Raw genomic sequence first — 25058 nt, forward strand, 5'->3', positions numbered from 1 at the left:
ATTTATTGAACTTCAATAAGCACCTTCAGATTTAACCATCATCTTTATTGTTCTTAATATGATACTCAGGTCATAAAATGTATTCCGCTTTTGTATGTAGCATAAATCCAACTCTACCATCTCAGAAAAGCTAAGATTATTACGCCCACTCACCTGCCATAAACCCGTACATCCAGGTGTAACCAATAGTCTTTGTTTATCGTATTCCGTATATTCATTTACTTCACGTAACAAAGGTGGTCTAGGACCAACTAAACTCATTTCTCCTTTTATTACATTAAATAATTGTGGTAGTTCATCAATACTCGTCTTCCTGATAAACCTTCCAATTTTGGTGACCCTTGGATCTTCTTTCATCTTAAACATGGCACCTTTTACTTCATTGTGTTTTAATAAGTCATTTAACCTATCTTCTGCATCTATGGACATTGAACGAAATTTATACATATAAAATTGTTCTTCCTTCTTACCAATACGCATTTGTTTAAAGAAAATTGGTCCTCTTGGTTCTCCAGATTTAATCAATAGTGCAACAATTATAAAAACAGGGGATAATAAAATTAATCCCACTAATGCCCCGATAATGTCTATGAGGCGCTTAGTTATTAAATATCCTTTGCTCATATTCATTTCTACTATATTAAATTCTGCTTTAGCTTCTTGTGATGTATTCCTATCCGAAACTTTCAATGAATTCAAAACCATCCCACCTTCTCTTCATACATTTACCTTTATATAATTTCTCTCAAATATTCCACTAATTCTTCTTTTAATTCCTTATGTTGAAGCGCCATTTCTATTGTTGTCTTAATAAACCCAAGTTTTTCACCAACATCATAACGAGTCCCCTCAAAATCATAAGCAAACACGCGTTGAATTTCATTTAATCGTTGGATTGCATCTGTCAACTGAATTTCCCCACCAGCACCCGTCTGTTGATTCTCGAGAAACATAAAAATTTCTGGTGTTAATACGTAACGACCCATAATTGCTAAATTAGATGGTGCTGTCCCTTGCGCTGGCTTCTCCACAAATTGACGTACTTGATAACGGCGATCGTCTTGTTCAATTGGATCAATAACACCGTAACGATGCGTTTCACTTTCAGGTACTGTTTGTACACCAATAACCGAAGACTGTGTACTTTCATATTGATCCATCAATTGACGCAAACATGGTGTTTCAGCTTGTACTATATCATCACCAAGTAATACCGCAAATGGTTCATTCCCAATAAATTTACGTGCACACCATACTGCATGACCTAAACCTTTTGGTTCTTTTTGTCTTATATAATGGATATTAATTTTTGAAGAAGCTTGTACTTTTTCAAGCATTTCATGTTTTCCCTTTTCTAACAGGTTTTGTTCTAATTCAAAGGAATGGTCAAAATGATCTTCAATCGCACGTTTTCCTTTTCCAGTAACAATAATAATATCTTCAATTCCTGACTCTATTGCTTCTTCCACTATGTATTGAATTGTTGGTTTATCAACAATTGGTAACATTTCTTTCGGCATTGCTTTCGTTGCTGGTAAAAATCTTGTCCCAAGACCAGCAGCCGGGATAATCGCTTTTCTTACTTTTTTCAATTGTATTCCCCCTATATATTTATATTTATATGTACAAATAATAAAAACTCTACCTATAGGGTCACAGTTATAACTCCATAGGTAGAGTTTCTATCATAAATAAAATATGGGCATCTAACCCATCCTCACGTCATACTCCCGACGACAAGCGTCTAAGGTAGGCATGAAATAAAATTTCTACCCACAGCACGACCGAGTGCCCCCGTTGATAACGGTTAGGAGACATCACCTGTTCCTTATTTAAAAAATACCGAACAGTTTCTTACGACGAATTTGTTCTGGATCTTCTTTATAAATTGCTTTACCACTAATTAATAAATACGGATTCTCTCTTAAATCATTCATAACACTTGTGCCGAATTCTTTCTCTATTAGTTCATAGCCTTCCGCTAGATGAAATCCTCTTGACTTTGTGTTATGTGCATCCGATGCAATCATATGCGTTAAATTATGTTCTACAAGTTGTAGTGAAAACTTTTTAATTTTTTTGCCGAACTTTCCAAGTAAACTCCCTGCCGTTACTTGAGTAAGCGCACCTTTATTTACAAGGCTATATAACTTATCTGGCCGCTCAATTAACTCGGCATTACGCTCCGGGTGAACGATAATTGGAATCATTCCCTTCACACGTAATTCATATAATAATTTTTCTGCATAACGAGGTACGTGATTAGATGGGAACTCAATTAATATATACTTATTTGTTTCATTCAAAGTAACAATTTTACCAGATTCATAGTCTTCTAATAAATCACCGTATAACCTTACTTCTTGACCTGGTAATATTTTTAATGGAATTTCATGTTGTTGTAATTTATCATTTAATTGCTTTACTTGATGGATAATAGAAGTACGATTATTTACATATTTTCCATTTTGATGATGCGGTGTTGCGACAATTGTATGTATTCCTTCTACCACGGCCTGTTGTGCCATCGCTAAACTATCTGTTACTGTTTGCGCACCGTCATCGATACCAGGTAAAATATGGCAATGCAAGTCAATCATTTGTTTTATCCTCCTTCTCTTTTGTAAACTTTTTTCCCTTGAACATGAAATTTGTTTCATGTTCAAGGGAAAAAAGGAGATATGTCCTTGCCATATCTCACTCCTTTCGTTAGTTTGCACCATAGTAATAATATAAGCTTTGTTCACGTTCACGATCGTTCAGGACAACGCCTAATAATTTACCTTTAGCGGACTCTAACAATCCTTTTGCTTTTACTGCTGTTTCTTTCTCTGTTGATTCACTACGAACAACAAGAATAGAAGCATCACATACATTTGCCATAATCTGTGCGTCTGTTACAGCTAGAATTGGTGGTAGATCAAAAATCACTAAATCATACAGGCTATATGCTTGTGCAAGAAGCTCTTGCATTGATTTTGATCCTAACAATTCTGCTGGATTGGGCGGAATCGGACCACAAGCTAAAAAGTGTAAATTATCTACAGCTGTCGTTTGCACACATTTTTCTAAACGCTCACTATGCGTTAACACATTTGTTAATCCAAAAATGTTATCTACTTGAAACATTTGATGCATTGCTGGTTTGCGCATATCTGCATCAATTAATAAGACTTTCTTTCCTTGTTGGGCAAACACAACTGCCATATTCGCTGTTGTTGTTGTTTTCCCTTCACTCGGGTTCGCAGACGTAACCATTAATGAATGTAAATTCGTATCAACAGCTGCAAACTCGATATTCGTTCGAATATTACGATATTGCTCTGAAATTGGTGATTTCGGTTGTTGATGAGCAATTAATTGACGACGTTGACGATGATTTTTTTTCTTTTTAAATAAATTAAGAGCCAATTGTTTGTCCCCTCACTTTTCTTGATGATGGAGCGTGTGACTTCACACTTGTTGTTTCTTCATCCATACGAGCTACAATACCTAACACTGGTAAACCAAGTAAGTTTTCTACATCTTCTTCTTTTTTTACTGTGTTATCTAAGTATTCTAATAAGAATGCAAGGCCAACGGAAGCCATTAAACCAATAACAAAAGCAATTGCTACATTTAACATCGGACGTGGTTTAATTGGAGATTGATTTTCCGCAACTTCTGCTTTAGATAGTACTGTTACGTTATCAACATTCATAATTTTTGCAACTTCACTTTTAAATACATCTGCAGTTGCATTTGCAATATCACGAGCTAATTTCGGACTTTTATCCTCTGCTGTAACAGAAATAACCTGTGATTCTTTCTCATTTGTAACATCTATCTTTTTTGTTAATTCTTGTATAGTTAAATTTAAATTCAACTTTTCTTTTACTTGATCTAAGATTACAGGGCTTTTAATAATAACCTTATATGTATTCGTTAATTGAATATTTGTTTGAATTTCACCAGCTTGAATCATTGTTCCATCCTGTTTCTTCTGGTTAACAAGAATTTGCGTCGAAGATTGATAGATTGGTGTCATAAAGAAGAAGCTAATGATAGCACCTACTATAGCAGCACCAAAGGCAATTACGAGGATCATTGCTAAACGTTTTTTTAAAATATGAAATAACTCTTTCAAACTAATTGTTTCTTCCATAAGTTCCTCCAACTTTCTAAAATTTGCACATAAGAAAAATTATAACATATTGATCTTACATTTTTTTATTTTAATAAATTATTTAATACAAGCTCCTAACAAGCATATATAATCTTACAAAATAATCTTAAATATGACAACACATTCCATCGAATTTCCAAAATTTCTATTGTATCATGTTTTTTATATAATTCAATGAAAAATTTTATAAAAATTCAAAAAAAGCTGATAAAAATATTTATCAGCTTTTACATTTACTATTATATACATTATTTTCTAATAATATCCATATTGTTCTTTTTCTTCTCTTTTATCGTTTAAAACGACACCAAGTAATTTACCGGACGCTTTGTCTAATATTTGCTTCGCTTTTACAATTTTATCTTTTTCTGTTTTTTCACTGCGCACGACCAATACGATTCCATCGCATTTGTTCGCTAGTATTTGTGCATCGGTAACCGCAAGAACCGGTGGTGTGTCGATTAGAATAATATCAAACATGTTATATGCTTCTAGTAATAGCTCATCCATTATCCGGCTGCCTAATAGTTCAGCTGGGTTTGGCGGGATTGGACCTGCAGCCATTAAGTATACGTTCTCTATATCTGTTTTTTGAATGCATTGCACTAGTTTCGCTTGTCCTGATAATAGGTTCGTTAATCCATTTGAATTGTGAATGGCAAATAAGTTTTGAATCGTTGGCTTACGCAAGTCAGCTCCGATTAATAAGACTTTCTTTCCTTGTTGGCCGAAAACAACTGCCAAGTTTGCGATTGTCGTTGTTTTTCCGTCACCTGGATCTGCCGAGGTAACAATAATAGAACGAACATGATTATCTACAGATGTAAATTCAATATTTGTACGAATGTTACGGTATTGCTCTGCAACACGTGATTTAGGCTCTTTATGTGTGATTAATTGTCGTAATGGTTTTCTTTTCTTTCTTCCGAACATATTCATAGTCTCCTTTTGTGAAATGCGACATTTCTCCTTTTTCTCTCTATGCTCGATTTCATACGTCTAATTACTATTTATATCACTGATTTCCCTACATCTCATCTTAATCAATATCATTCTACTTTGTCTTATATGAACGCCTTTATAATATGACAATGGCTTTACTTCTTTTCTATCCTTATCATTTATCCTATTTTTCGTATAAACAATAAAGTAATTATATGGCAATTATCTTCCATATACAAGTAATTTTCTGACTAGTTTGCATTTTAATGATTACACCGATATATAGTGGAAATAAAAAAATCCCCTTGCATTTTCACAAGGAGATTTTTTATTATCTTTATTCTTTTTTATCACCAATCGCAAATGTAATTTCAGCTTCACATGCAACTTCACCATCTACTGTCGCGATTGCTTTTCCTTTTCCGATTGGACCACGTACACGTGTCATTTCTACTTCTAGGCGAAGTTGATCACCTGGACGTACTTGTTTTTTGAAACGACAATTGTCGATACCTGCGAAGAAAGCAAGTCTTCCGCGATTTTCTTCTTTCTTTAATACCGCAACTGCTCCAACTTGTGCTAATGCTTCTACAATAAGTACACCAGGCATAACTGCATAGTCAGGAAAGTGCCCGTTAAAGAATTCTTCGTTTGCGGATACATTTTTAATTCCAACCGCTCTTTTACCTTCATCTACTTCTAATATTTTATCAACAAGTAAAAATGGATAACGGTGAGGAATGATTTCTTTAATTTGTTCTATATTTAGCATATAACAATCGCCCCTTTTGTAATATTGGTCTTACCACTTGGACATATTGTTTATTATCCCATTTTGTTTATTGTTTGTCATTATAAAGTGAAACTTTAATATCTTTTCAGCTTTATATATAAAAAAATGCACACACTCTATTCTCTTAAAATAGTTGCATATTCCAGCAACTGACACGGAGGTAGAAAAGAGTGTATGCCCAAATTAGGGAAAGGCAATATGTATTTGAACATGATTTGCCTTAATGTCGTATTCGACTCATTATATTATAAACGTTTTCAAATAAGGAAATATTAAATTTAACCATATATATGAATATTTTACCTATTTCCTTCGTTTTTCTTTATTTTTCTTCTATTTTCTCAATAAATCAAAATAAAATAAAAAAATAAAAGAATAAAAAAACAAAAAAGAACTACGGTTAACACCTTAGTTCTTCTCTTATTCCCCGCCTTTTGCGAGCTAATAATAAGCGGGGGATGCCCCCACTTATTAAAGTTTCACTTTATCGTAAAGCACGCTTTGGTAATTTATCGATATTCTCTAACATAATACCTGTACCAACCGCAACACATTGCATTGGGTTTTCAGCAATTAATACTGGTACTTTTAGTTCTTCTGCTAGAAGCATGTCGATACCGTGTAGTAAAGCTCCACCGCCTGTTAGAATAACACCGCGGTCGATAATGTCCGCAGATAGTTCTGGTGGCGTGCGCTCTAGTACGCCTTTTGCAGCTTGTACAATGATAGCCGCGTCTTCTTTTAGTGCTTCTGTAATTTCTTCAGAGCATACTGTAATTGTACGTGGTAAGCCCGTTACCATGTCACGTCCGCGAATTTCAAGCTCTTCGCTACGTGCACCTGGGAATACTGTACCAACTTTAATTTTAATATTTTCTGAAGTACGTTCTCCAATTAATAGCTTATACTTACGTTTAACGTAGTTTAAGATCTCCATATCAAACTTATCGCCAGCCATTTTGATAGAGGAAGAGGTAACAATATCACCCATAGATAGTACAGCGATATCTGTTGTACCTCCACCAATATCAACAACCATGTTACCGCTTGGTTGGAAGATTTCCATACCAGCACCAACTGCGGCTACTTTTGGTTCTTCTTCTAAAAATACTGTTTTACCACCTGAACGTTCAGCAGCCTCACGAATTGCTTTTTGTTCTACTGATGTGATATTTGTTGGACAACAAATTAAAATGCGAGGTTTTGAAAAGAAGCTCTTCACGTCCAATTTGTTAATGAAATACTTTAACATTGCTTCTGTAATTTCGAAATCTGCGATTACACCATCTTTAAGCGGACGAATTGCTACAATATTACCAGGTGTACGTCCCACCATACTTCTTGCTTCTTCACCTACTGCTAATACTTTACCTGTGTTACGATCAATTGCCACAACAGATGGCTCATTTAATACAATACCCTTGCCTTTAACATGAATTAATACATTAGCCGTACCTAGGTCAATTCCGATATCTCGCGCAAACATTCCCGTCATTTCCTCCTCGATATTCAAAATCAGGTTACACCCGAATTCTTTTACACCTAATTTCTGATTTTATCATAAATTTAACAGAAACGTAATATTCGCAAAAAGAATTCTTCTGAAAAATATTACCGAATTGAAACGGAATGTTTGCGATCGCATATTTATTGACGGACCGGCTTTTCTACATCTTCTTTTCTATACTTTTGTTTTGTTGCTTCTCCGCCTCTTAAATGACGAATAGACTTATGATAATCAAGAATTTCTTTCACTTCATTTGCGAGCTCTGGATTAATTTCTGGTAGACGTTCCGTTAAATCTTTATGGACTGTACTCTTTGATACCCCAAATTCCTTTGCAATGACACGCACTGTCTTTCTTGTCTCCACGATATACTTACCAATCTTGATAGTTCTCTCTTTGATGTAATCGTGCACACCACTCGCCTCCCTAAATTGGATGTGAGAAGTGTGAAATGAGCCTCGCTGCATACCACTAAGAAGTAAGTGTGAGTGCTGTTTGTAAGCGTTAAACATTCTTGGATTTATAATGAAATGATTCACGATTTCTCACCTCAAACACTCTCTTTGCTTTGGTTTATACCATTGTATTGCCCGCACTACTGATATATGCTACATGTTCACTATTTTTGCGGACTAAGTTAAGAAAAATTACGTTTTTTTGTGAGAAATACGTTAACAGTAACTATTTTAGCGAAAAAAAATGACACCTTGTATATAAGGTGTCATTCTTCTCGTTCCAACTCTTCTTCTAACAATTGATGGTGGGGAACCTCTTTCTTACCGGCAATATAATAATATAAAGTGAATAAAACAAACAATAAAATAATAGCAGTCGACAGAACAAATAAAAATGACACAGTATCCCCTCCTGTTTGTAATATATATTCGAGAATCTCGTCATATTTCCTTGTTATTGCAACTTTTTTCTCGAAATTGAGTATTTTTATATAAAGTGAAACTTTAATCAGTGGGCGCCATTTCCCACTGATTATTAGCCTTCACCAATCGGGCTTTTACGGGCAGTTGACCCCAGGCCTAACTTCTTAGCTTTCACTGAATTTTGAAGTAGGGGTCTTACTGCCCGTTAATGCGGGGTAAAAGTAAAAAAATCAGTTCTCCTAGTGGGAACTGATTTTTTCACTTTCTTATTCTTGTGAAGAAGAACTGTTAGATGATTCTGTAGAACCATTTGTTGATTTTTCTTCTTTCTTCGGCTCTTCTTTTTTGTCACTAGTCGAACCGCTTGTCGATTTCTCTTCTTTTTGAGACTTATCTTCTGTTTTACTTTCTGGTTTCGTGCTCGTTGACTTTTCTTCTTTTTGAGATTTGTCATCAGCCTTTTTACCAGAAGCATTCGTTGCTTTTGCAGCACCTGCATCAGCTTTAATTTCTGCTACTGACTTATTTAAGTAGCGCTCAGGGTTCACAGCCACATTGTCTTTACGTACTTCAAAGTGAACGTGAGAACCTGCTTCTTTATTCATTGCACTTAGACCGGATTTTCCTAATACTTCACCTTGTGCAACTCGTGCACCTTTTTCTACTTTCACACTGCCTAAGCTTTGATAAGAAACTGCTACACCATTTCCGCTATCAACTGTTACAACATAACCAAGAAGTGAATCTTTTTCAGCTTTCGTTACTGTACCACTTAAAGCAGCAGCTACATCGAATTCTTTTCCATTCTTCGCAGCAATGTCGATTCCTTTATTTGGGGAATATGTGTTGTTATAAAAGACAAGTGCTTTTTCTTGTTCCGCCTCAGTTGCTGCATCTTCATAGAATTTCTTCTGCACGACTACTTCCGCATTAGCGGCAGCTGGCATTTTCACTACTTCTGAAGATTTCGTTACTGGTACTGCTGGATCTTCCGATTGGGTATACGGTGTTGCTTGATCTTGGTTCGGAGTCTTCTTCGGATTAGCTCCTTGGAACCATAGCGCAACCATTAAAATTACCGCTGCACATGCAATGTATAGTGCCGGAAACACCCATCTTTTTTGAAATAAATGTACTACCTTTTGCGACTTTTTATTATTTCTTCCTCGCATTCCATCATCACCTCAGCAATCATTTTGAACAATATTCACGTATCCTATACAACGTATAACTAATTACTTTTCGACAAAATCTGTAAAAATATGTATAGGAATTGTAAAATTTCCGAGGAAATGATTGAAAAAAGAAAAAACTGAGCATTTCAGCTCAGTTTTTAGTCCATTTGTTTCTTTTTGTAAACTACCATACAAAGAACAATTGAAAGCACACACCAAATTATAATATTGATTAAATCACCACTAACAGTTGAAAAACCTTTTCCAGCCAGCATCTTTGGCATTGCATCTACAAGATGTTTCGTTGGAAGAAACTCAATCGCCTTTGTTACAAACTTATTTTTAATAAATTCTCCCAACATTGGAGCCAGGAAAAAAACAAACAAGATCGGCATACCTACTACTGATGTCGATGCCATTGTTTTAGCTATTAATCCAATTGCCGTACCTAACATAAGGAAGAAAAATATACTAGCAAGTAAAAATAGAACGATTAAAACCATATTCCCCTTTATCACACCTAAAATGGCGAAGTTACTAATACAAATTACAAAGGTAATAAGAGCTGTTAATGCGCTTTTTCCTAGTAATACTTCTAGCGATGATGTTGGTGATAACATCATAACACGTAAAGTATGCTTTTCTTTTTCTTCCGCAATTAAAGCCGCTTGAACAAAGCTCCCTACCATTATTAAAGTCATTAAAGTTACCATAATAGCTATTTGTTCTTTCGGCCCATCCATCTGTTGATAAACAAAAGCGAACATAATTGGCATCGCCGCCATTACAAGTACCGATGCATTTGTTTTGATATCCTGTACCTCTTTCCGAAAAATAGCTGAAAATCGTCTCATTGAAAATGTCATTATAGTCCCCTCCCAGTAACTTCAATAAAGATATCGCCTAACGTTGGTTCGTGTGAATGAATGGATAGTAATTCACCTTTTTTCATCCATTCTGAAATACGTTTTGCACCTAATTCATCTTTTTGCACGACTTCTTTTTGCTTATCTTTTAATACGACTTGTATTTGATCTTTCGCGTATTGTAGACGAAGGTTTTCTGGTGTATCAAGCGCTACAATTTCTCCGCCGCATAGAAATGCGATGCGGTTACAAAGCGTCTCTGCTTCGTTCATATTGTGAGTCGTTAAGAAAATCGTCGTTCCTTCTTTATTTAAGTCTTTTAAGATTTTATGAATGTTTTGTACGTTTACTGGATCAAGTGCAGATGTTGGTTCATCTAAGAAGAGGATATCTGGTTTATGAAGGATCGCTCTAGCTAATGTAACACGCTGCTTCATTCCTTTTGATAGTTTCTTTACTGGTGTTTTTTTATCATCTAATAGATTCACTTGCGCTAGCACTTCATCGATTCGTTCTTTTTTACAATCGTATAAGTCACAAAATAATAGTAAGTTATCATAAATGCTAAGTCTCTCATATAAACCGCTGTTGTCTGTTAAAATACCAATTCGTTTATAATCGATGCTGCTTGGGCCTGTAATATCTTTACCTAGTACCCTCACTGTTCCAACGCTATGCAGCAATTGAGAAGTTAAAATCTTTACTGTTGTTGTTTTTCCAGATCCACTCGGTCCAAGGAATCCGAAAATTTCTCCTTGCTTCACCTCAATATTTACATTTCGAAGTGCCGTTTTTTCGTTGAAACTTTTCATTACATCTTTCATTTCAATTGCCAATGTCATCCCGTCATCCCCTTTGTTTTTTCTTTTATAGATGAAAGTCGCTTTAGCGCTTTTCGTTTGTTTGTTTCGCTTTTCTTGACTCAATCATATGAAAAACAAAGAGGTTACGCAGTAAAATACCGGTAAAAGGAGTATTTTTACCGGTGAATGAATCGTATTTTAAGCTTATTGGAGCAATTTTTATAGCCCAATCACACCTTTTAATTCATCCATTCGTCCTTTTGAAAGCGGGATTGAACTTTTTCTTTCGTCATCCAAAATTAAACTAAAGCTATTACGAGTCCACGTAATCACTTCTCGTACTCTTTGTAAATTCACAAGGTACGAGCGATGACATCTAAAGAACCCGAATCCTGTTAATCTCGCTTCTAGTTCACTTAATGTTAATGCACATACGAAATCACCTTCACGCACATGAATATGTGTCACTCCGTTTTGCGTTTCAATGAAATGAATTTCCATCGGATCAAGTAAAATGATTTTATCGTTTACTTTCGCTGGAATTCTTTCAAGTTTCATTTGCGGAATCATTTGCACGACCTTCTCTTCATCCACCTCTTCAACTTCTTCTTGTTCGATTTCTATTTTTTTCACACCATCATTGTTTAATATGTATACATCTTCTGTTAACGAAAGGGCGTCCGATAGAAAGGATGACGTAATAAAAATGGCCTTTCCTTGCTCTTTCATTTTCATAATTGATTTTCGAATAATAATTGTGCTCTCTGTATCTACATTTTGCTCTGGTTCTTCCAAAATAACTAAGTCTGGATTATGAACCATTACTCGCCCGATATGAAGGCGACGTTTCTCTGAAAATGATAGTTTTTCTATTTTAACGTTTAACTTATCTAAGAGGCCGACATATTGTACAACTTCTTCCGTACTCATATTCGATTCATACAGCCCTATTAAAAACTTAAAGTATTCCTTCACCTTCAAACGATCATATGCTTCATCTTTTAAAAAACAAAAGCCAATGCGAGAATAATTTTTCTTTCCAATCGCTTCTCCCTCAAATAGCACGTTGCCAGTTGAAGCTTCTTCCTCACCAATAATAATGCGGTGCAACACTTTAGCTGTATGGTTATTACATTGCAAAACAACACATTGTCCTTGCTCAACCTTCAGTTCAACTGCCGGTAACTGGTTCGTCTTCCCTAATTGTCTCAACTCCAATAACGCCATTCTGTCTCCCCCAAATACTTTTTATCCTATTATACCAAACAATTAATGGAAGATTTAGATATTTTATGAAGTATCATAAAAAGAAGGCTATCCAAATGAAAGGATAGCCTTCTTCTCTAGTTTTGCGCTACATACGTCTTGAGCTGATCACGCAGTGCTCTCTTTAAGAATTTCCCCACAGATGTTTTCGGAAATTCTGCTTTTAGTAAAGCATACAGATCTTCTCTTTCTACTGCTTGTCCCTCTTTTAGTACAACGCAAGTAAACGGGACGTTTTTCATGCGGCACCGCCACAACAGATGCTTCTAACACTTTATCGTGCGACACTAAAGCATTTTCTAAATCTATGGAAGAAATCCATTCGCCTCCACTTTTAATTCAGTCTTTCGTACGATCAGCAATCTTAATACATCCTTCCGAATCAACCGTGACAATGTCTCCTTTATAGAGCCAACCGTCTTTCATTGATTCTTCTGTACGTTCATCCTTATAATAGCTTCCAGCGATCCATGGGCCCTTTAAACAGAGTTCTGTCACCACTGAACATTGACGATTTTTTTAATATATCTATTAACCTATCCACTAACAAAAGAAAACCGTCCCAATATACCTCTTGGAACGGCCTCTTTTCCCCCTACTTCTTCACCATCAACTTTCCTTCATAATCATTCATCGACTTTATTTCGACACCCTTATAATAATGAGCAACGATATCTGTATATTTCTTACCTTCCGCCGCCATGCCATTCGCTCCGTATTGGCTCATGCCAACGCCGTGACCGAATCCCTTCGTGGTAACGACGATTTTATCCCCTTCTTGTTTCCATGTGAAGTCAGAAGAGCGTAAATCTAATTTTTCACGAACTTGCTTTCCTGTTAATGTTTTCCCTTGAAATGCTACATCTTTTACTCGCTTTCCTTCCGTAAGATCTTTAATATTTCCAACCTTCCCGTCTGCCAACACCTTCACACCGAGACGTTTTTGAAATTCAGCTACTGTAAAGGTTTGCTCGCTCGTAAATTTTGGAGAGGCTTGATCCCACGGACTATCTACGCTCTTTAAGTACGGATAATCATTTCCCCAATAATCAGCTGCATTTTCTGTCCGACCATTACTCGTTGAGAAGAAGGATGCTGAGATTGGTTTTCCATCATACGTTAAAACTTGTCCTGCGGTTTTCGAAACGGCTTCTTCGATTTTCTTCAAATTATTTTCGTAGTTATTGCCCCATTGTTTCTTCAATTCTTCTTTACTTTTGTACACTTGATCTTTCACCGTATCGGTCACGTCCGCATTGTTTTTCTTACCTCCGCTTAGCATACGCTGTACCACAAATGTTCTCGCTGCTAATGCCTGCGCCTTTAGCGCCTCTATTTCAAAACTGGCATTCATCTCAGAAGCTACTACACCGGTCACATACTCCTCCATAGGTAATGTTTCTACCTTCTTTTGCCGATCACGATATACAGCAACTTGAACCGCTGTATCCACTTTTCCTGGAGCTGGTATACTTTCTATCGCTGGAGGAGTTTTAGAAGCTGCTTCTTCCCCTACTTTTGCTTTCGCAAACGGAATAACAAGAGCAGCAGGTACAATGATAACGAGCGCTATGAGAAGCGCTACTGTGATAAAAAGTGGCTTTGAAAATTTCATCTTATTTCCCCCAATATCCAAAAGCTTTACTCCATTCATTCTTATGGAACAACTCTTCCTTTTAGAACATACTTAAGGGGGAAGCAGCTAAAACGAAAATTTTCTAAATATTTTTACTGGTACGTGCATAAGTATAGAATTTATTGACTATAACAGTAATAACCCAAAAAAATAGTCCCTACGTCAAAAGACGTAGAGACTATTTCAATTAAGCGTGAAGATCAGAAACTTCTTGTTCTTTCACTTCTTCTACTTTTTCGTTTACACGTTCAATAGTTGCACCTAATGCAGCTAATTTCTTATGGAAATCTACATAACCACGGTCAAGATGCTTTAACTCAGTTACACGAGTGTAACCTTCAGATACTAAACCAGCTAAGATTAATGCAGCAGCAGCACGTAAGTCAGTTGCGCCTACTTCAGCACCTTGTAAGCTGTTTGGACCGTTCATAATAACAGAACGACCTTCGATTTTAATATCAGCATTCATACGACGGAATTCTTCAACGTGCATAAAGCGGTTTTCGAATACCGTTTCTGTAATCATACTTGTTCCATCAGCTTGTAGTAATAATGCCATCATTTGTGATTGCATGTCTGTTGGGAAACCTGGGTGAGGCATAGTTTTAATATCAACCGCTTTTAACTTATCTGGGCCGATAACACGTACACCTTCATTTTCCTCAATAACTTTAACACCCATTTCTTCCATTTTCGCTGTAATTGAGCGTAAATGTTCAGGTACAGCATTTTCAATTAAGATGTCTCCACCAGTAATTGCCGCTGCAACCATGAATGTTCCCGCTTCAATACGGTCAGGAATAATAGAGTGGTTTCCACCATATAATTTATCAACGCCTTCGATACGAATCGTTCCAGTTCCAGCTCCGCGTACTTTCGCTCCCATCGCATTTAAGAAGTTAGCTAAGTCAACGATTTCTGGTTCTTTCGCTGCGTTTTCAAGGATTGTTGTCCCTTTTGCTAATGTAGCTGCAGACATAATGTTTTCTGTTGCGCCCACGCTTGGGAAGTCTAAATAAATTTTAGCTCCTTTTAGTTCTCCCTCAACGTATGCCTCAACAAAACCATTACCAACCTGTACTTTTGCTCCCATTGCTTCGAAGCCTTTTAAATGTTGGTCAATTGGACGTGAACCAATTGCACATCCACCAGGAAGTGCAATACGAGCACGGCCGTTACGTGCAAGTAATGGTCCCATTACTTGAACAGATGCACGCATTTTACGTACATATTCAAATGGTGCTTCAATGTTTAGTTCTTTAGAAGCATCGATTGTTACTTGGTTATTTTCAAATACGACTTCAGCATTTAAATGACGTAATACCTCATTAATTGTGTATACATCAGACAAAACTGGTACTTCAGATAGTACATTCTTTCCATCACTCGCTAATAGGGCTGCAGCGATTATAGGTAATACAGCATTTTTTGCGCCCTCAACACGCACTGTGCCGTTTAACCGCTTTCCGCCACGGACGATGATCTTTTCCAAATTATTCCCCTCCGTGTCCTTTTTTCAGTATCTATTCACTCAATACTCAGAAGTTATGATCGGTGTGCCAACCACAATTGTATCTTTGTTGTCTGTAGAACGTATTGCTATTTGCACATTTATTTTCTCTCTATTTGTTGAAAGAGCGTCATCCCACTTTTTATTGTATGCGGAGACTGACACAAATGCTCTTTCTTCTATCTGTTCGATCGCTCTTGCTGAAAGATCTTTCAAAAACTGATTGGTTTTATTTTGCAAAACACCTTCAATCTTATCATTCAGTACACCTTGAACACAAGTGTAAATTATAGGTTTTTCACTAAAAATTTTATTTGTTTTCTGAATGTACTTCGGGTCCCATTTCGCCCCGCTTACTTCAAAAATAATGAAAGTGTTTTCTTTAGTATTTTCCTTACTCCATGTTACTACTACTCGTTCTTCATAAGAAGAAAACTTTTTATAGGATGTAGCTTTATATCCATCTGGAGATTGCTCTAATTCCCACTTTTGAATATTCGCCTTGTCCTTCACATCGTTTAACAACTTTTGAAACGTATGTATATTAGAAATTGTTTTTGTTTCTCGCGCTAACCATGACCACTTCTCTACTTTAGCATCATTTTTCTCTAAAGTTGCAATCATGCTCTCCATTTTCTGTTCATCGCTGATCGGTTTCATCTCTCTATATCCAACCAAAAATAAAACAACACTTATCATAACAATAAGAATGGCTTTAAGCTTCAATTTCATCCCCTCCTATCCCCATTGTTAACGGAGATATGAGGTTCTATACACTTACTTTACTAAATACGTTAAACTCTTTGAATAGCCTAAATAATCAAGGAAAAAGTTACTTACAGATGTCCCAATTGCAATTGTAATTAGGATGAGTAACACTCGCGTCTGCATCACTTTTCCAGACTTCATTAAACGCTCAATGTGAACACCTTGTAAGGCCCACCACGTAATGGTAATAAACAATAAATGCGAAACAATGGCAATCAGTGCTTGTTGCCCTAAAAGATGTGCCAAAAAATCGACCCCTTTTTACCCAGCTACTACTTACGAAATACTATAAAAACGATACCATGATAAGTAGGAGCCACACTTTTTCAAATACAAATAAACATCTTACATTTCACATCGTAATTTGCTCTCAAAAAACATATACCTACATGCATTTTCAATTGTAATTCACACAAAATAAAAAGCGCAGAGTAACAACTCCACACCTTTTATTTTCACTATTGTACCACGTTCCCTAAGAAGAAGAAATCCTTCATTAATGGAAAATATTCATAAAAGAAATTGTATCCAATCATCGGCATAATCCCTAGTATTACAATCGAGATTGCACAAAGGCTCATAACAACCTTTATATTCAATGGCAAACGAATTTTCTCTTCCACTTCTCCCGTCCGGAAAAACATTTGCTGTAGAATACGGAAATAATATACGAATGAGATGACTGTCGTCCCCATCATAATAGAAGCTAGTACGTAATGAGCTGGCTCTACATGCAGTGCACCTAAAAAGATGTTAATTTTCCCGATGAAACCAGCTGTTCCTGGTATCCCGGCCAACGATAAAATAAAAATCGTCATTACTATCGCTGTAAATGGCGACCTTTTATATAATCCAGTGAAAATGGTGATATTTTCTTTGTCGCTTTGTAAGATTAAGCCGTGGATAATCGCAAATGCGCCTATATTCATCAGCATATACGCAAGCATGTAAAACCACATGCTATCCATCGCAAATGGCGATAATGCGACAAGCGGAACGAGTAAATACCCCGCATGTGCGATTCCCGAATAGGCAAATAGGCGTTTTACGTTATATTGCTTTAACGCTACTACGTTTCCAATAATCATCGTAATACTCGCTAGTACTGCAATGTATATGCTCATACGTCCGTATAAAGATTGCATGTCTCCTTGCACCGATACACTTGCAAAAACCATGAGAAACAGACGAATAATGAGTAAGAATCCAGCAATTTTAGAAATCGTCCCGAGAAAAGCAGTAACAGGCGTAGCCGCTCCCTCATACACATCTGGTGCCCACATATGAAACGGCACTGTCGCAATTTTAAACGAGAGTCCAACGAGTAATAGTAGAAATGCGAGAGCTAACAATAACTGAATACCACCAGCAAGCTCCCCTGCGAATACTTTTTGCATGTCCACGATATTAGTTGATCCTGTAATACCGTATAAATAACTCATTCCAAAGAGCGTAATTGCCGTGCCAATACCTCCATTAATGACATATTTCATGGCCGCCTCGTTTGACGCACGGTTCCTTTTTCGTATTCCTACTAAAATATATGAAGAAAGTGAAAGCAATTCTAAACCGACGAAAAGTGTAATGAAGTCAACACTAGAAGCCATAAACATAGCCCCAAGAAGTGCCATTAAAAATAAGTAATAATATTCTCCCTTATCTTCAATTGGATTCTTCTTATCATCGCTCATGGCGGTGCATAAGATGAGGGCCGCTCCGCCTAATAACAACGTTTTAAACCCTTTTGAAAACCCATCTAACACAAACGATCCATTTAAAATATCTCCTGTCGGTTCATCGTATAGCGTGATTAACGACACGATTGCTAATATGACGGCTGCGATTGCACTAAGCGCTACATATCTATGATTCAACTTAAAAAACAAATCACATATGGAAAGAAGGATGGCAGCTCCGAGAATAATGAATTCTGGCACCATGAGATGCCATGATAAGCTAAGTAACGTATTCATATCCATCCTACTTCACCCCCAATGTTTTCAATGTATTTTGAAGCGGATCCCCTAGTATTTCTGGCATTATTCCAATTGCAATAATGCAGAAGATAAGTAGCAATATAGGCACATACTCCCAACCGTGTATATCAGCTTTCGCCTCCCACTCTTTCTTACCAAATATTACTTGAAGTGTCGCTCTCAATACGTATACAGCGGTTAAAATGATGCCAAGTACACCGACTGCAGCAATGACTGGCTCCCCTTGGAATAAACCGAGAAAAGCAAGAAACTCGCTAACAAATCCAGACATTCCTGGCAATCCAAGCGATGCCATTCCTCCCGCTAAGAAGAAGCCGCTAAGTACCGGGACACTTTTTGCGAGTCCGCCAAGCGCTGTAATGTCCGAAGTTCCAAAGCGCTGTTCTATAACGCCAAGTAAGAAAAAGAGTAAGGCTGCAATTAAACCGTGAGACACAACTTGGAATAGTGCCCCTTGTGTACCTGGTGCATTTAACGCCGCAAGGCCCATTAATACGATGCCCATATGCGAAATACTAGAGTAAGCAAGCACCTTCCGAAAGTCCGTTTGAATGAGCGCTAAGAAGGCTCCGTACAATAAATTAATGACTCCTAAAATCGCAATAAGCATTGCAAACTCGCGAAAGTATTCCGGGAATAGCCCCTTTCCGAAACGAATCATACCGTATGCCCCAATCTTCAGTAAAACGCCCGCATGAAGCATAACTACAGCCGGATGCGCTTCAACATGCACATTGACCATCCAGCGATGTAGCGGGAAAACGGGTAGTTTAATCGCAAAGGCAATCATTATGGCAAGAAACAAACCGAACTGTAAGCTGCTTGAGACAGCCATTCCTCCCCCAGCACCTACACTCGTTAATATTTCTTTAAGCTCTGTAATATTTGTTGTACCTGTTTTTGCAAATAAAACTGAGAAAACGATGAGTAAAATAGCGGAGCCAATACCGTTATATATTAAATAACTATAAGCAGCCTTTTCACTCGACAATTTCCCCCACTTTCCAATTAATAAAAACATTGGAGGCAACGTAATTTCAAAGAAAATAAAGAACAACATTAAATTTTGAGCAGCGAAGACGCCGAGCATCCCTATTTCTAACATGAGTAGCAGCATATAAAAGGCTTTCAAGTTTCTTTTAATAGTAAATGCCGCAATTGCTGCAAGCATCGCTAGAAGAGCTGTCAGCACCATCATAACGAGCGATAAACCATCAATGCCGAGCTCGTAATAAATGGAAAACCATCTTTTATCCACCGCTGCAAAATCCCCAAATTTAATCCATTTCACTTTTTCATCGAATAGCGACAAACTCTTTCCAGAAGCATATGTACAAGCGAGGACGATAGCGATTCCAAATGGAAGCGCCGTCCCAAATAAACCAAGCGCTCGCACAGTACGCGATTCTTTTTTTGGCGTTAATACAAGTAAGAGAATTCCTAAAAGCGGGGAAAAAATGAAGAACGTTAATAACAAATCATTCATCGTAAATCCCCTCCCGTATAGAGCAAAATAATGACGAGTACTGCAAGCGAAACAGCTGTTACAGTGCCGTACACTTGTACATTTCCGTTTTGGAGTCTAGAACCGAGTCCGCTTATCCCTTTAATTAGACTCCCTATTAAAACGGCAATTCCTTCGACTACATACACCTCAAATAAGCGAAGCACATGGGCGATTCCCTTCGTAATAGGGAGCACCGTCATATTGTATAGTTCATCCACATAATATTTTTCTTTCAAAAGGTTATAAAGAGGTGTTCCATCGCCACCAGCCCAATCTCTAGAAATAGATTTCTTACCATATATGAAATATGCGAGAGCAATCCCAGCCAAGGAAACGAGCGTCGCAACAATCATAATCCAAACTGGTCCGTGTGCCTCTCGCACTTTAAATGCTACATCTTTCGTAAGCCAATCCCCGAGGAATGTCCCAAACCATGGTGTATTCATATAACCCGCCACTACGGCGAGAACGCCAAGGACGATCATCGGATACGTCATAATGCGGGGCGATTCATGCACATCTTCCTTTGTCTTTACTTCCCCAGTAAAAACAAGGAAGTAGAGCCGGAACATGTAGAATGCTGTTAAAAATGCTGCAATTACTGCTAATATGAATAAAACGTAATTGCCATTCATCCAAGTCACCGCTAAAATTTCATCTTTACTAAAGAAACCAGAAAGGAGTGGCACCCCACTAATTGCAAGTGTACCGATTAAAAATAGTGCACCCGTTACTTTCATCTTCTTCTGTAAACCGCCCATTTTATTAATGTCTTGCGTATGCACTGCATGAATGACACTTCCTGCCGCCAAAAATAGTAGCGCTTTAAAAAAAGCGTGTGTCGTTAAATGGAAAACACCAGCTACATAACCAGTAGACCCTAATGCAAGCATCATATACCCGAGCTGACTAACTGTAGAATAAGCAAGCACTCTCTTTATGTCCGTTTGTACAAGACCGATAGAAGCCGCAAAGATTGCGGTGAAAGCTCCAACGATTGCCACCGTCTGCATCGCCACCGCACTTGCTGAAAATAGCGGGAACATCGTCGCCACTAAATACACGCCAGCTGCGACCATCGTCGCCGCATGAATAAGTGCCGAAACAGGCGTCGGCCCTTCCATCGCATCTGGTAACCACGTATGAAGCGGGAACTGACCTGACTTCCCCATCGCCCCGATAAAAATTAATATCGCTGTTATTGTAATCATCGTAGGGGTAAGATCACCCGTATGAATCGCCCTAAATATTGCGTCATATTCAAAACTACCCGCGTGCCAGAAAAGTAAGATCATCCCTATAAATAAACCGACATCTCCAATACGAGTCATAATAAAAGCCTTTTTCGCAGCAGCCTTCGCTTCTTCTTTAAAGAAATAAAAACCGATGAGTAAAAATGAACCAAGGCCGACTAACTCCCAAAATATATAAAGCTGTAATAAATTCGGTGATATAACGAGCCCGAGCATTGCAAATGTGAAGAGCCCTAAATAGGCATAAAAGGTTGGTAATCTTTCATCACCTTTCATATAACCTTTCGAATACACATGTACAAGTAAACTCACAAGTGTAACGATAAACAGCATTAAAGCCCCTAATGCAGTCACTTCAAAGCCAAATGATATATCAATATCTCCCGTTCTAAGCCATACCCACTTATGCTTCAATCCTACTTTCGAAAACCGTTCTACTAATACAAGTACCGCAAATATAAAGGAGAGAAAGACGAGGAAAATACTAAGTACACTGCTTCCTTCTCTAATTTTCTTCCCGAATATAAGTAATAAAAAAAACGAAACAAGCGGGAAAAGCGGTATGAGCCATGCATAATCGATCATTGTTTCCTTCCCCCTTTTCGGTCACAATGTTACCCTTTGAGCGTATCCATTTCATCTACATGAACCGTCGTACGATTACGATACAAAGCAATTAAAATGGCGAGTCCTACCGCCGCCTCCGCTGCTGCTACAGCCATCGTAAACAGAGAGAAAATTTGCCCTGTTAAATTTGGGAACAAACCTAATTTACTAAACGCGACTAAATTTAAATTGGCCGCGTTAAGCATTAATTCAATACAAACTAATACAATCACTGTATTTCGCTTCGTTAAAGCTCCAAACAAACCGATGCAAAACAAAATAATCGCAAGCGTTAAATATGCAGAAGCTGGAACGCTACTCATTGGAATCCTCCTCTTTCTCATCCTTCTTCGCAAGTATAATCGCGCCAACAAGTGCTACAAGTAAAATAACTGAGGTTAACTCAAATGGAATAATATATTTCGAATAGAGAAGTGTACCGATTTGAAGTGTGTTTTTTTCATGGAGAGGTAAACTTCCTTGTGTGCTTTCATTTGCAAAATCAATATTGTTAACAGCGAAATACATAACTGCCCCAAATGCTACAACCGCAAAGAAGATAATCCATTTTCGAAGAGTAAGACGCGATTCATTTTCTGCGTTATGTTGCGTTAACATAATGCCAAAAATCATAATAATTGTAATCGCACCGGAGTAAAGTAAAATTTGTGCAACCCCGATAAATTCGGCCGATAAAAGAAAGTACAAACCTGCGATACTAAGAAATGTCAGAACGAGAGCTAGCATCATATGCATGACTTTCGTTAAGTTCAACATAAGAACACCGCCGATAATTGCAGACAAGGATAGTATGAAGAATGCTACAAACTCGCCATTCATGCTTTATTCTCCTTCCTGACGTTTTCGTCGTTTTCGTCAAGCCACTGCAAATTTTTAAATAAATCATCACGTGAATATTCCGCGAGCTCAAAGTTATTTGTCATAACAATCGCCTCTGTCGGACAAACTTCTGTACATAAATCACACAGAATACAAATTTCAAAATTAATATCATACGTGTCGATAATTTTTCCTTTTTTCGTAGGATCCGGATGTTTTTTTCCTGTTAACTGAATACAGTCTGTCGGACAAATGTTGGAGCATTGGTTACAAACAATACACTTTTCTGGATAAAACTTTTGAATGCCTCGAAAGCGGTCTGGCAACGGCAACGGTTGATTCGGATAATCGTAAGTCACCTTCTTCTTACTCAAATTGCTTAATGTATATTTTAATCCTTTAAATAGTCCTTTCATCTCTTACTGGCACCCCCCTCATAGATTAGAAGAATAACTCCTTAATCAATGCCGTTAAGAAAATATTCGCAAGTGCAATTGGCAATAATACTTTCCAGCCAAACTCCATTAACTGGTCGCCTCTTATACGCGGAAACGTAACGCGGAACCAAATTAATAGAAAGACTACACTGCTAAATTTCAAAGCAAACCATACAGCTCCTGGGATAAACCCAAGGAACATAACTGGATTCCATCCGCCTAAAAAGAGCACTGTAATTAAAGATGCCATTCCGAAGAAATATACGTACTCTGAAAGCATGAAAAACGCCCAGCGAAACCCTGAGTATTCCGTATGATATCCAGAAACAAGTTCCGACTCTGCTTCTGGTAAATCAAACGGCGTCCTATTTAACTCTGCTACCGCTGCGATTAAGAAAACGACGAAACCGATTGGCTGCACGAAAATGTACCAAACATTCTCCTGCGCTGCTACAATTTCATTTAAATTCAGGCTACCAGCTAACAAAACGACGCCAATTACACTCATTACAAGCGGAATTTCATAAGAAATCATTTGCGCTGCCGCACGCATCCCTCCTAAAAGGGAATATTTATTATTTGATGCCCACCCTCCGGTTACGACACCAATCGTCGTAATGCCAGAAACAGCAATGTAATACAGTAAGCCTACGCCAATATCCGCGAACTGAAATTTATCAGTAAACGGGATGACTGCAAGCACCATAAATGCCGGTGCGAATGCAATGACAGGCGCTAATATAAACAACGGTTTATCTGCCGCTTTCGGAATACTATCTTCTTTCAATAATAGTTTTAAAACATCAGCTACCGTTTGCAGTAAGCCGAATCGGCCCCCAACTTGGTTTGGGCCAATCCGCCCTTGCATAAAACCCATCACTTTCCGTTCTGCCAAAATACCATATGTAACGAAGCCAAGGACTGCAAATAATAGAAGCACCGCTAATCCGAAAAAAATGAAGAAATTCGTCCAGCTTGAAGGTGATTGTAAGAGCGTTTCAATCATTAGCCATCAACCTCCCCAAGTACAATATCAACTCCACCTAAAATCGTAATTAAATTGGCGATGTTTTCACCTTTCAATAACTTCGGTAAAATTTGCAAATTGTAAAAAGACGGCCTGCGAAACTTCAAGCGGTACGGCTCTTTCTTTCCATCACTAGCAATATAGCAACCAATCTCTCCTCGCGGCGATTCTATACGGACGAACGCTTCCCCTTTAGGCGCCTTAATGATTTTCGGCACTTTCGCTAGCACAGCTCCGTCTTTCGGGAACTGCTGGACAGCTTGCTCAACAATTTTTAATGACTCCTCAATCTCTTGCATGCGGCAAACGTAACGATCCCAAGCATCTCCCACACTCCCAACAGGAATATCGAAATCAAAACGATCATAAATGGAGTACGGTTCATCCTTGCGAAGATCCCAGTTTACTCCGGTACACCGCAAATTGGCTCCGCTTAAAGAATACGAAATCGCTTCTTCCGCGCTATATATACCAACGCCTTTTACGCGATTTAAGAAAATCTCATTACCGCTAACGAGATCATGATAACCTGCCAATTGTTCTCGCATATACGGAACAAACTCTTCCACTTTTTCAATCCAACCGTCCGGCGCATCCCACTTTACACCCCCGACTCTCATATAGTTAAAAGTAAGACGGGCACCGCATAATTCGTTTAATAAATTTATAATCATCTCTCGTTCACGAAAAGCGTATAAAAACGGGCTGACCGCTCCTATATCAAGAAGATTTGTCCCCCACCAAACGAGGTGGCTCGCAATCCTTCCAAGCTCCATTGCAAGTACTCGTAAGTATTCGGCCCGCTCCGGGATTTCAAGCCCCATCATCGTCTCTACAGCATGGCAAATGACGTAGTTATTCGTCATGGCCGATAAATAGTCCATTCGATCTGTATAAGGGATAATTTGCGTATACTGTAAGCTCTCGGCAATCTTTTCGGTCCCACGATGCAAATATCCAATAACTGGTGTAGCTTCTTTAATAATTTCCCCGTCAATCTTAATAACAAGCCTGAACACACCATGCGTACTCGGATGCTGAGGCCCTACATTCAAAAGCATTTCTTCCGTACGGATCATAAG

At 37.9% G+C, this 25058-nt stretch carries 26 protein-coding genes and 1 pseudogene; all 27 read right to left on the reverse strand.

All coding sequences use genetic code 11. The features are described 5' to 3' along the window. Positions 1–12: 12 nt before the first annotated feature. Positions 13–699, reverse strand: a complete 687-nt coding sequence (locus DT250_RS08450; RefSeq protein ID WP_304488581.1) for a sugar transferase — start codon at positions 697–699, stop codon at positions 13–15. Positions 700–731: 32 nt separating this feature from the next. Continuing rightward, positions 732–1592 (reverse strand): UTP--glucose-1-phosphate uridylyltransferase BpsC, encoded by an 861-nt coding sequence (bpsC, locus tag DT250_RS08455; RefSeq protein ID WP_078183560.1) that lies wholly within the window; start codon positions 1590–1592, stop codon positions 732–734. Between the two features lie 240 nt (positions 1593–1832). Beyond that, complete coding sequence (locus DT250_RS08460) at positions 1833–2600, reverse strand: tyrosine-protein phosphatase (protein ID WP_149212922.1); 768 nt, start codon at positions 2598–2600, stop codon at positions 1833–1835. Between the two features lie 109 nt (positions 2601–2709). Then, complete coding sequence (locus DT250_RS08465) at positions 2710–3411, reverse strand: CpsD/CapB family tyrosine-protein kinase (RefSeq protein ID WP_149212923.1); 702 nt, start codon at positions 3409–3411, stop codon at positions 2710–2712. Continuing rightward, entirely contained in the window at positions 3401–4144 is a 744-nt protein-coding gene (locus DT250_RS08470) for a YveK family protein (protein ID WP_149212924.1), read from the reverse strand. The genes DT250_RS08465 and DT250_RS08470 overlap by 11 nt, the downstream gene beginning before the upstream one ends. Positions 4145–4420: 276 nt before the next feature. Then, positions 4421–5098, reverse strand: a complete 678-nt coding sequence (locus tag DT250_RS08475) for a CpsD/CapB family tyrosine-protein kinase (RefSeq protein WP_141555616.1) — start codon at positions 5096–5098, stop codon at positions 4421–4423. Between the two features lie 346 nt (positions 5099–5444). Beyond that, positions 5445–5879: a 3-hydroxyacyl-ACP dehydratase FabZ gene (gene fabZ, locus DT250_RS08480; RefSeq protein ID WP_000931959.1), complete on the reverse strand. Its 435-nt coding sequence runs from the start codon at positions 5877–5879 to the stop codon at positions 5445–5447. A gap of 505 nt (positions 5880–6384) precedes the next feature. Beyond that, positions 6385–7386: a rod shape-determining protein gene (gene mreB / locus DT250_RS08485; RefSeq protein WP_000457990.1), complete on the reverse strand. Its 1002-nt coding sequence runs from the start codon at positions 7384–7386 to the stop codon at positions 6385–6387. Between the two features lie 161 nt (positions 7387–7547). Further along, positions 7548–7820 (reverse strand): sporulation transcriptional regulator SpoIIID, encoded by a 273-nt coding sequence (gene spoIIID / locus DT250_RS08490; protein ID WP_000544012.1) that lies wholly within the window; start codon positions 7818–7820, stop codon positions 7548–7550. A gap of 308 nt (positions 7821–8128) precedes the next feature. After that, on the reverse strand, positions 8129–8263 hold the full coding sequence (locus DT250_RS08495; RefSeq protein WP_000008903.1) for a hypothetical protein: 135 nt from the start codon (positions 8261–8263) through the stop codon (positions 8129–8131). A 288-nt stretch (positions 8264–8551) separates the two neighbouring features. Continuing rightward, positions 8552–9457: a stage II sporulation protein SpoIIQ gene (locus DT250_RS08500; protein WP_098230430.1), complete on the reverse strand. Its 906-nt coding sequence runs from the start codon at positions 9455–9457 to the stop codon at positions 8552–8554. Positions 9458–9618: 161 nt separating this feature from the next. Further along, positions 9619–10326: an ABC transporter permease gene (locus DT250_RS08505; RefSeq protein ID WP_149212925.1), complete on the reverse strand. Its 708-nt coding sequence runs from the start codon at positions 10324–10326 to the stop codon at positions 9619–9621. Continuing rightward, positions 10326–11168 carry an ABC transporter ATP-binding protein gene (locus DT250_RS08510; protein ID WP_000170857.1) on the reverse strand — a complete coding sequence of 281 codons (843 nt, stop codon included), beginning with the start codon at positions 11166–11168 and terminating at the stop codon, positions 10326–10328. Before DT250_RS08510 ends, DT250_RS08505 begins: the two co-directional genes overlap by 1 nt. Before the next feature lie 180 nt (positions 11169–11348). Beyond that, the gene (locus tag DT250_RS08515) at positions 11349–12356 is read right to left on the reverse strand and encodes a LytTR family transcriptional regulator DNA-binding domain-containing protein (protein ID WP_149212926.1); all 1008 of its coding nucleotides are present in this window, start codon (positions 12354–12356) and stop codon (positions 11349–11351) included. Positions 12357–12472: 116 nt separating this feature from the next. Continuing rightward, positions 12473–12887 (reverse strand): annotated as a pseudogene (locus tag DT250_RS08520) (AMP-binding enzyme); the annotation flags it as partial. 103 nt (positions 12888–12990) lie between these two features. Further along, complete coding sequence (gene spoIID, locus DT250_RS08525; RefSeq protein ID WP_149212927.1) at positions 12991–14010, reverse strand: stage II sporulation protein D; 1020 nt, start codon at positions 14008–14010, stop codon at positions 12991–12993. 208 nt (positions 14011–14218) lie between these two features. After that, the gene (gene murA, locus DT250_RS08530; protein ID WP_000411269.1) at positions 14219–15523 is read right to left on the reverse strand and encodes a UDP-N-acetylglucosamine 1-carboxyvinyltransferase; all 1305 of its coding nucleotides are present in this window, start codon (positions 15521–15523) and stop codon (positions 14219–14221) included. Between the two features lie 39 nt (positions 15524–15562). Continuing rightward, the gene (locus DT250_RS08535) at positions 15563–16267 is read right to left on the reverse strand and encodes a YwmB family TATA-box binding protein (protein ID WP_370513119.1); all 705 of its coding nucleotides are present in this window, start codon (positions 16265–16267) and stop codon (positions 15563–15565) included. Positions 16268–16318: 51 nt separating this feature from the next. Further along, the gene (locus DT250_RS08540; RefSeq protein WP_000940744.1) at positions 16319–16555 is read right to left on the reverse strand and encodes a DUF1146 family protein; all 237 of its coding nucleotides are present in this window, start codon (positions 16553–16555) and stop codon (positions 16319–16321) included. 212 nt (positions 16556–16767) lie between these two features. Beyond that, positions 16768–18282 carry an NADH-quinone oxidoreductase subunit NuoN gene (nuoN, locus tag DT250_RS08545; protein WP_141555619.1) on the reverse strand — a complete coding sequence of 505 codons (1515 nt, stop codon included), beginning with the start codon at positions 18280–18282 and terminating at the stop codon, positions 16768–16770. A 7-nt stretch (positions 18283–18289) separates the two neighbouring features. Beyond that, entirely contained in the window at positions 18290–19792 is a 1503-nt protein-coding gene (locus DT250_RS08550; RefSeq protein WP_149212928.1) for an NADH-quinone oxidoreductase subunit M, read from the reverse strand. Then, a complete protein-coding gene (nuoL, locus tag DT250_RS08555) occupies positions 19789–21651 on the reverse strand; it encodes an NADH-quinone oxidoreductase subunit L (RefSeq protein WP_149212929.1) in 1863 nt (620 codons plus the stop codon). The genes DT250_RS08550 and nuoL overlap by 4 nt, the downstream gene beginning before the upstream one ends. Before the next feature lie 29 nt (positions 21652–21680). After that, complete coding sequence (gene nuoK, locus DT250_RS08560) at positions 21681–21995, reverse strand: NADH-quinone oxidoreductase subunit NuoK (protein ID WP_000100078.1); 315 nt, start codon at positions 21993–21995, stop codon at positions 21681–21683. Next, a complete protein-coding gene (locus DT250_RS08565; RefSeq protein WP_001012824.1) occupies positions 21988–22512 on the reverse strand; it encodes an NADH-quinone oxidoreductase subunit J in 525 nt (174 codons plus the stop codon). The genes nuoK and DT250_RS08565 overlap by 8 nt, the downstream gene beginning before the upstream one ends. Then, positions 22509–22928, reverse strand: a complete 420-nt coding sequence (nuoI, locus tag DT250_RS08570) for an NADH-quinone oxidoreductase subunit NuoI (RefSeq protein WP_000677191.1) — start codon at positions 22926–22928, stop codon at positions 22509–22511. The genes DT250_RS08565 and nuoI overlap by 4 nt, the downstream gene beginning before the upstream one ends. 25 nt (positions 22929–22953) lie before the next feature. Further along, positions 22954–23955: an NADH-quinone oxidoreductase subunit NuoH gene (nuoH, locus tag DT250_RS08575; RefSeq protein WP_000573437.1), complete on the reverse strand. Its 1002-nt coding sequence runs from the start codon at positions 23953–23955 to the stop codon at positions 22954–22956. Then, complete coding sequence (gene nuoD / locus DT250_RS08580) at positions 23955–25055, reverse strand: NADH-quinone oxidoreductase subunit NuoD (protein ID WP_000621434.1); 1101 nt, start codon at positions 25053–25055, stop codon at positions 23955–23957. Before nuoD ends, nuoH begins: the two co-directional genes overlap by 1 nt. Positions 25056–25058: the final 3 nt, after the last annotated feature.

Source organism: Bacillus sp. AR2-1 (genome assembly GCF_008368755.1).
In the GTDB taxonomy this organism is placed as follows: domain Bacteria; phylum Bacillota; class Bacilli; order Bacillales; family Bacillaceae_G; genus Bacillus_A; species Bacillus_A wiedmannii.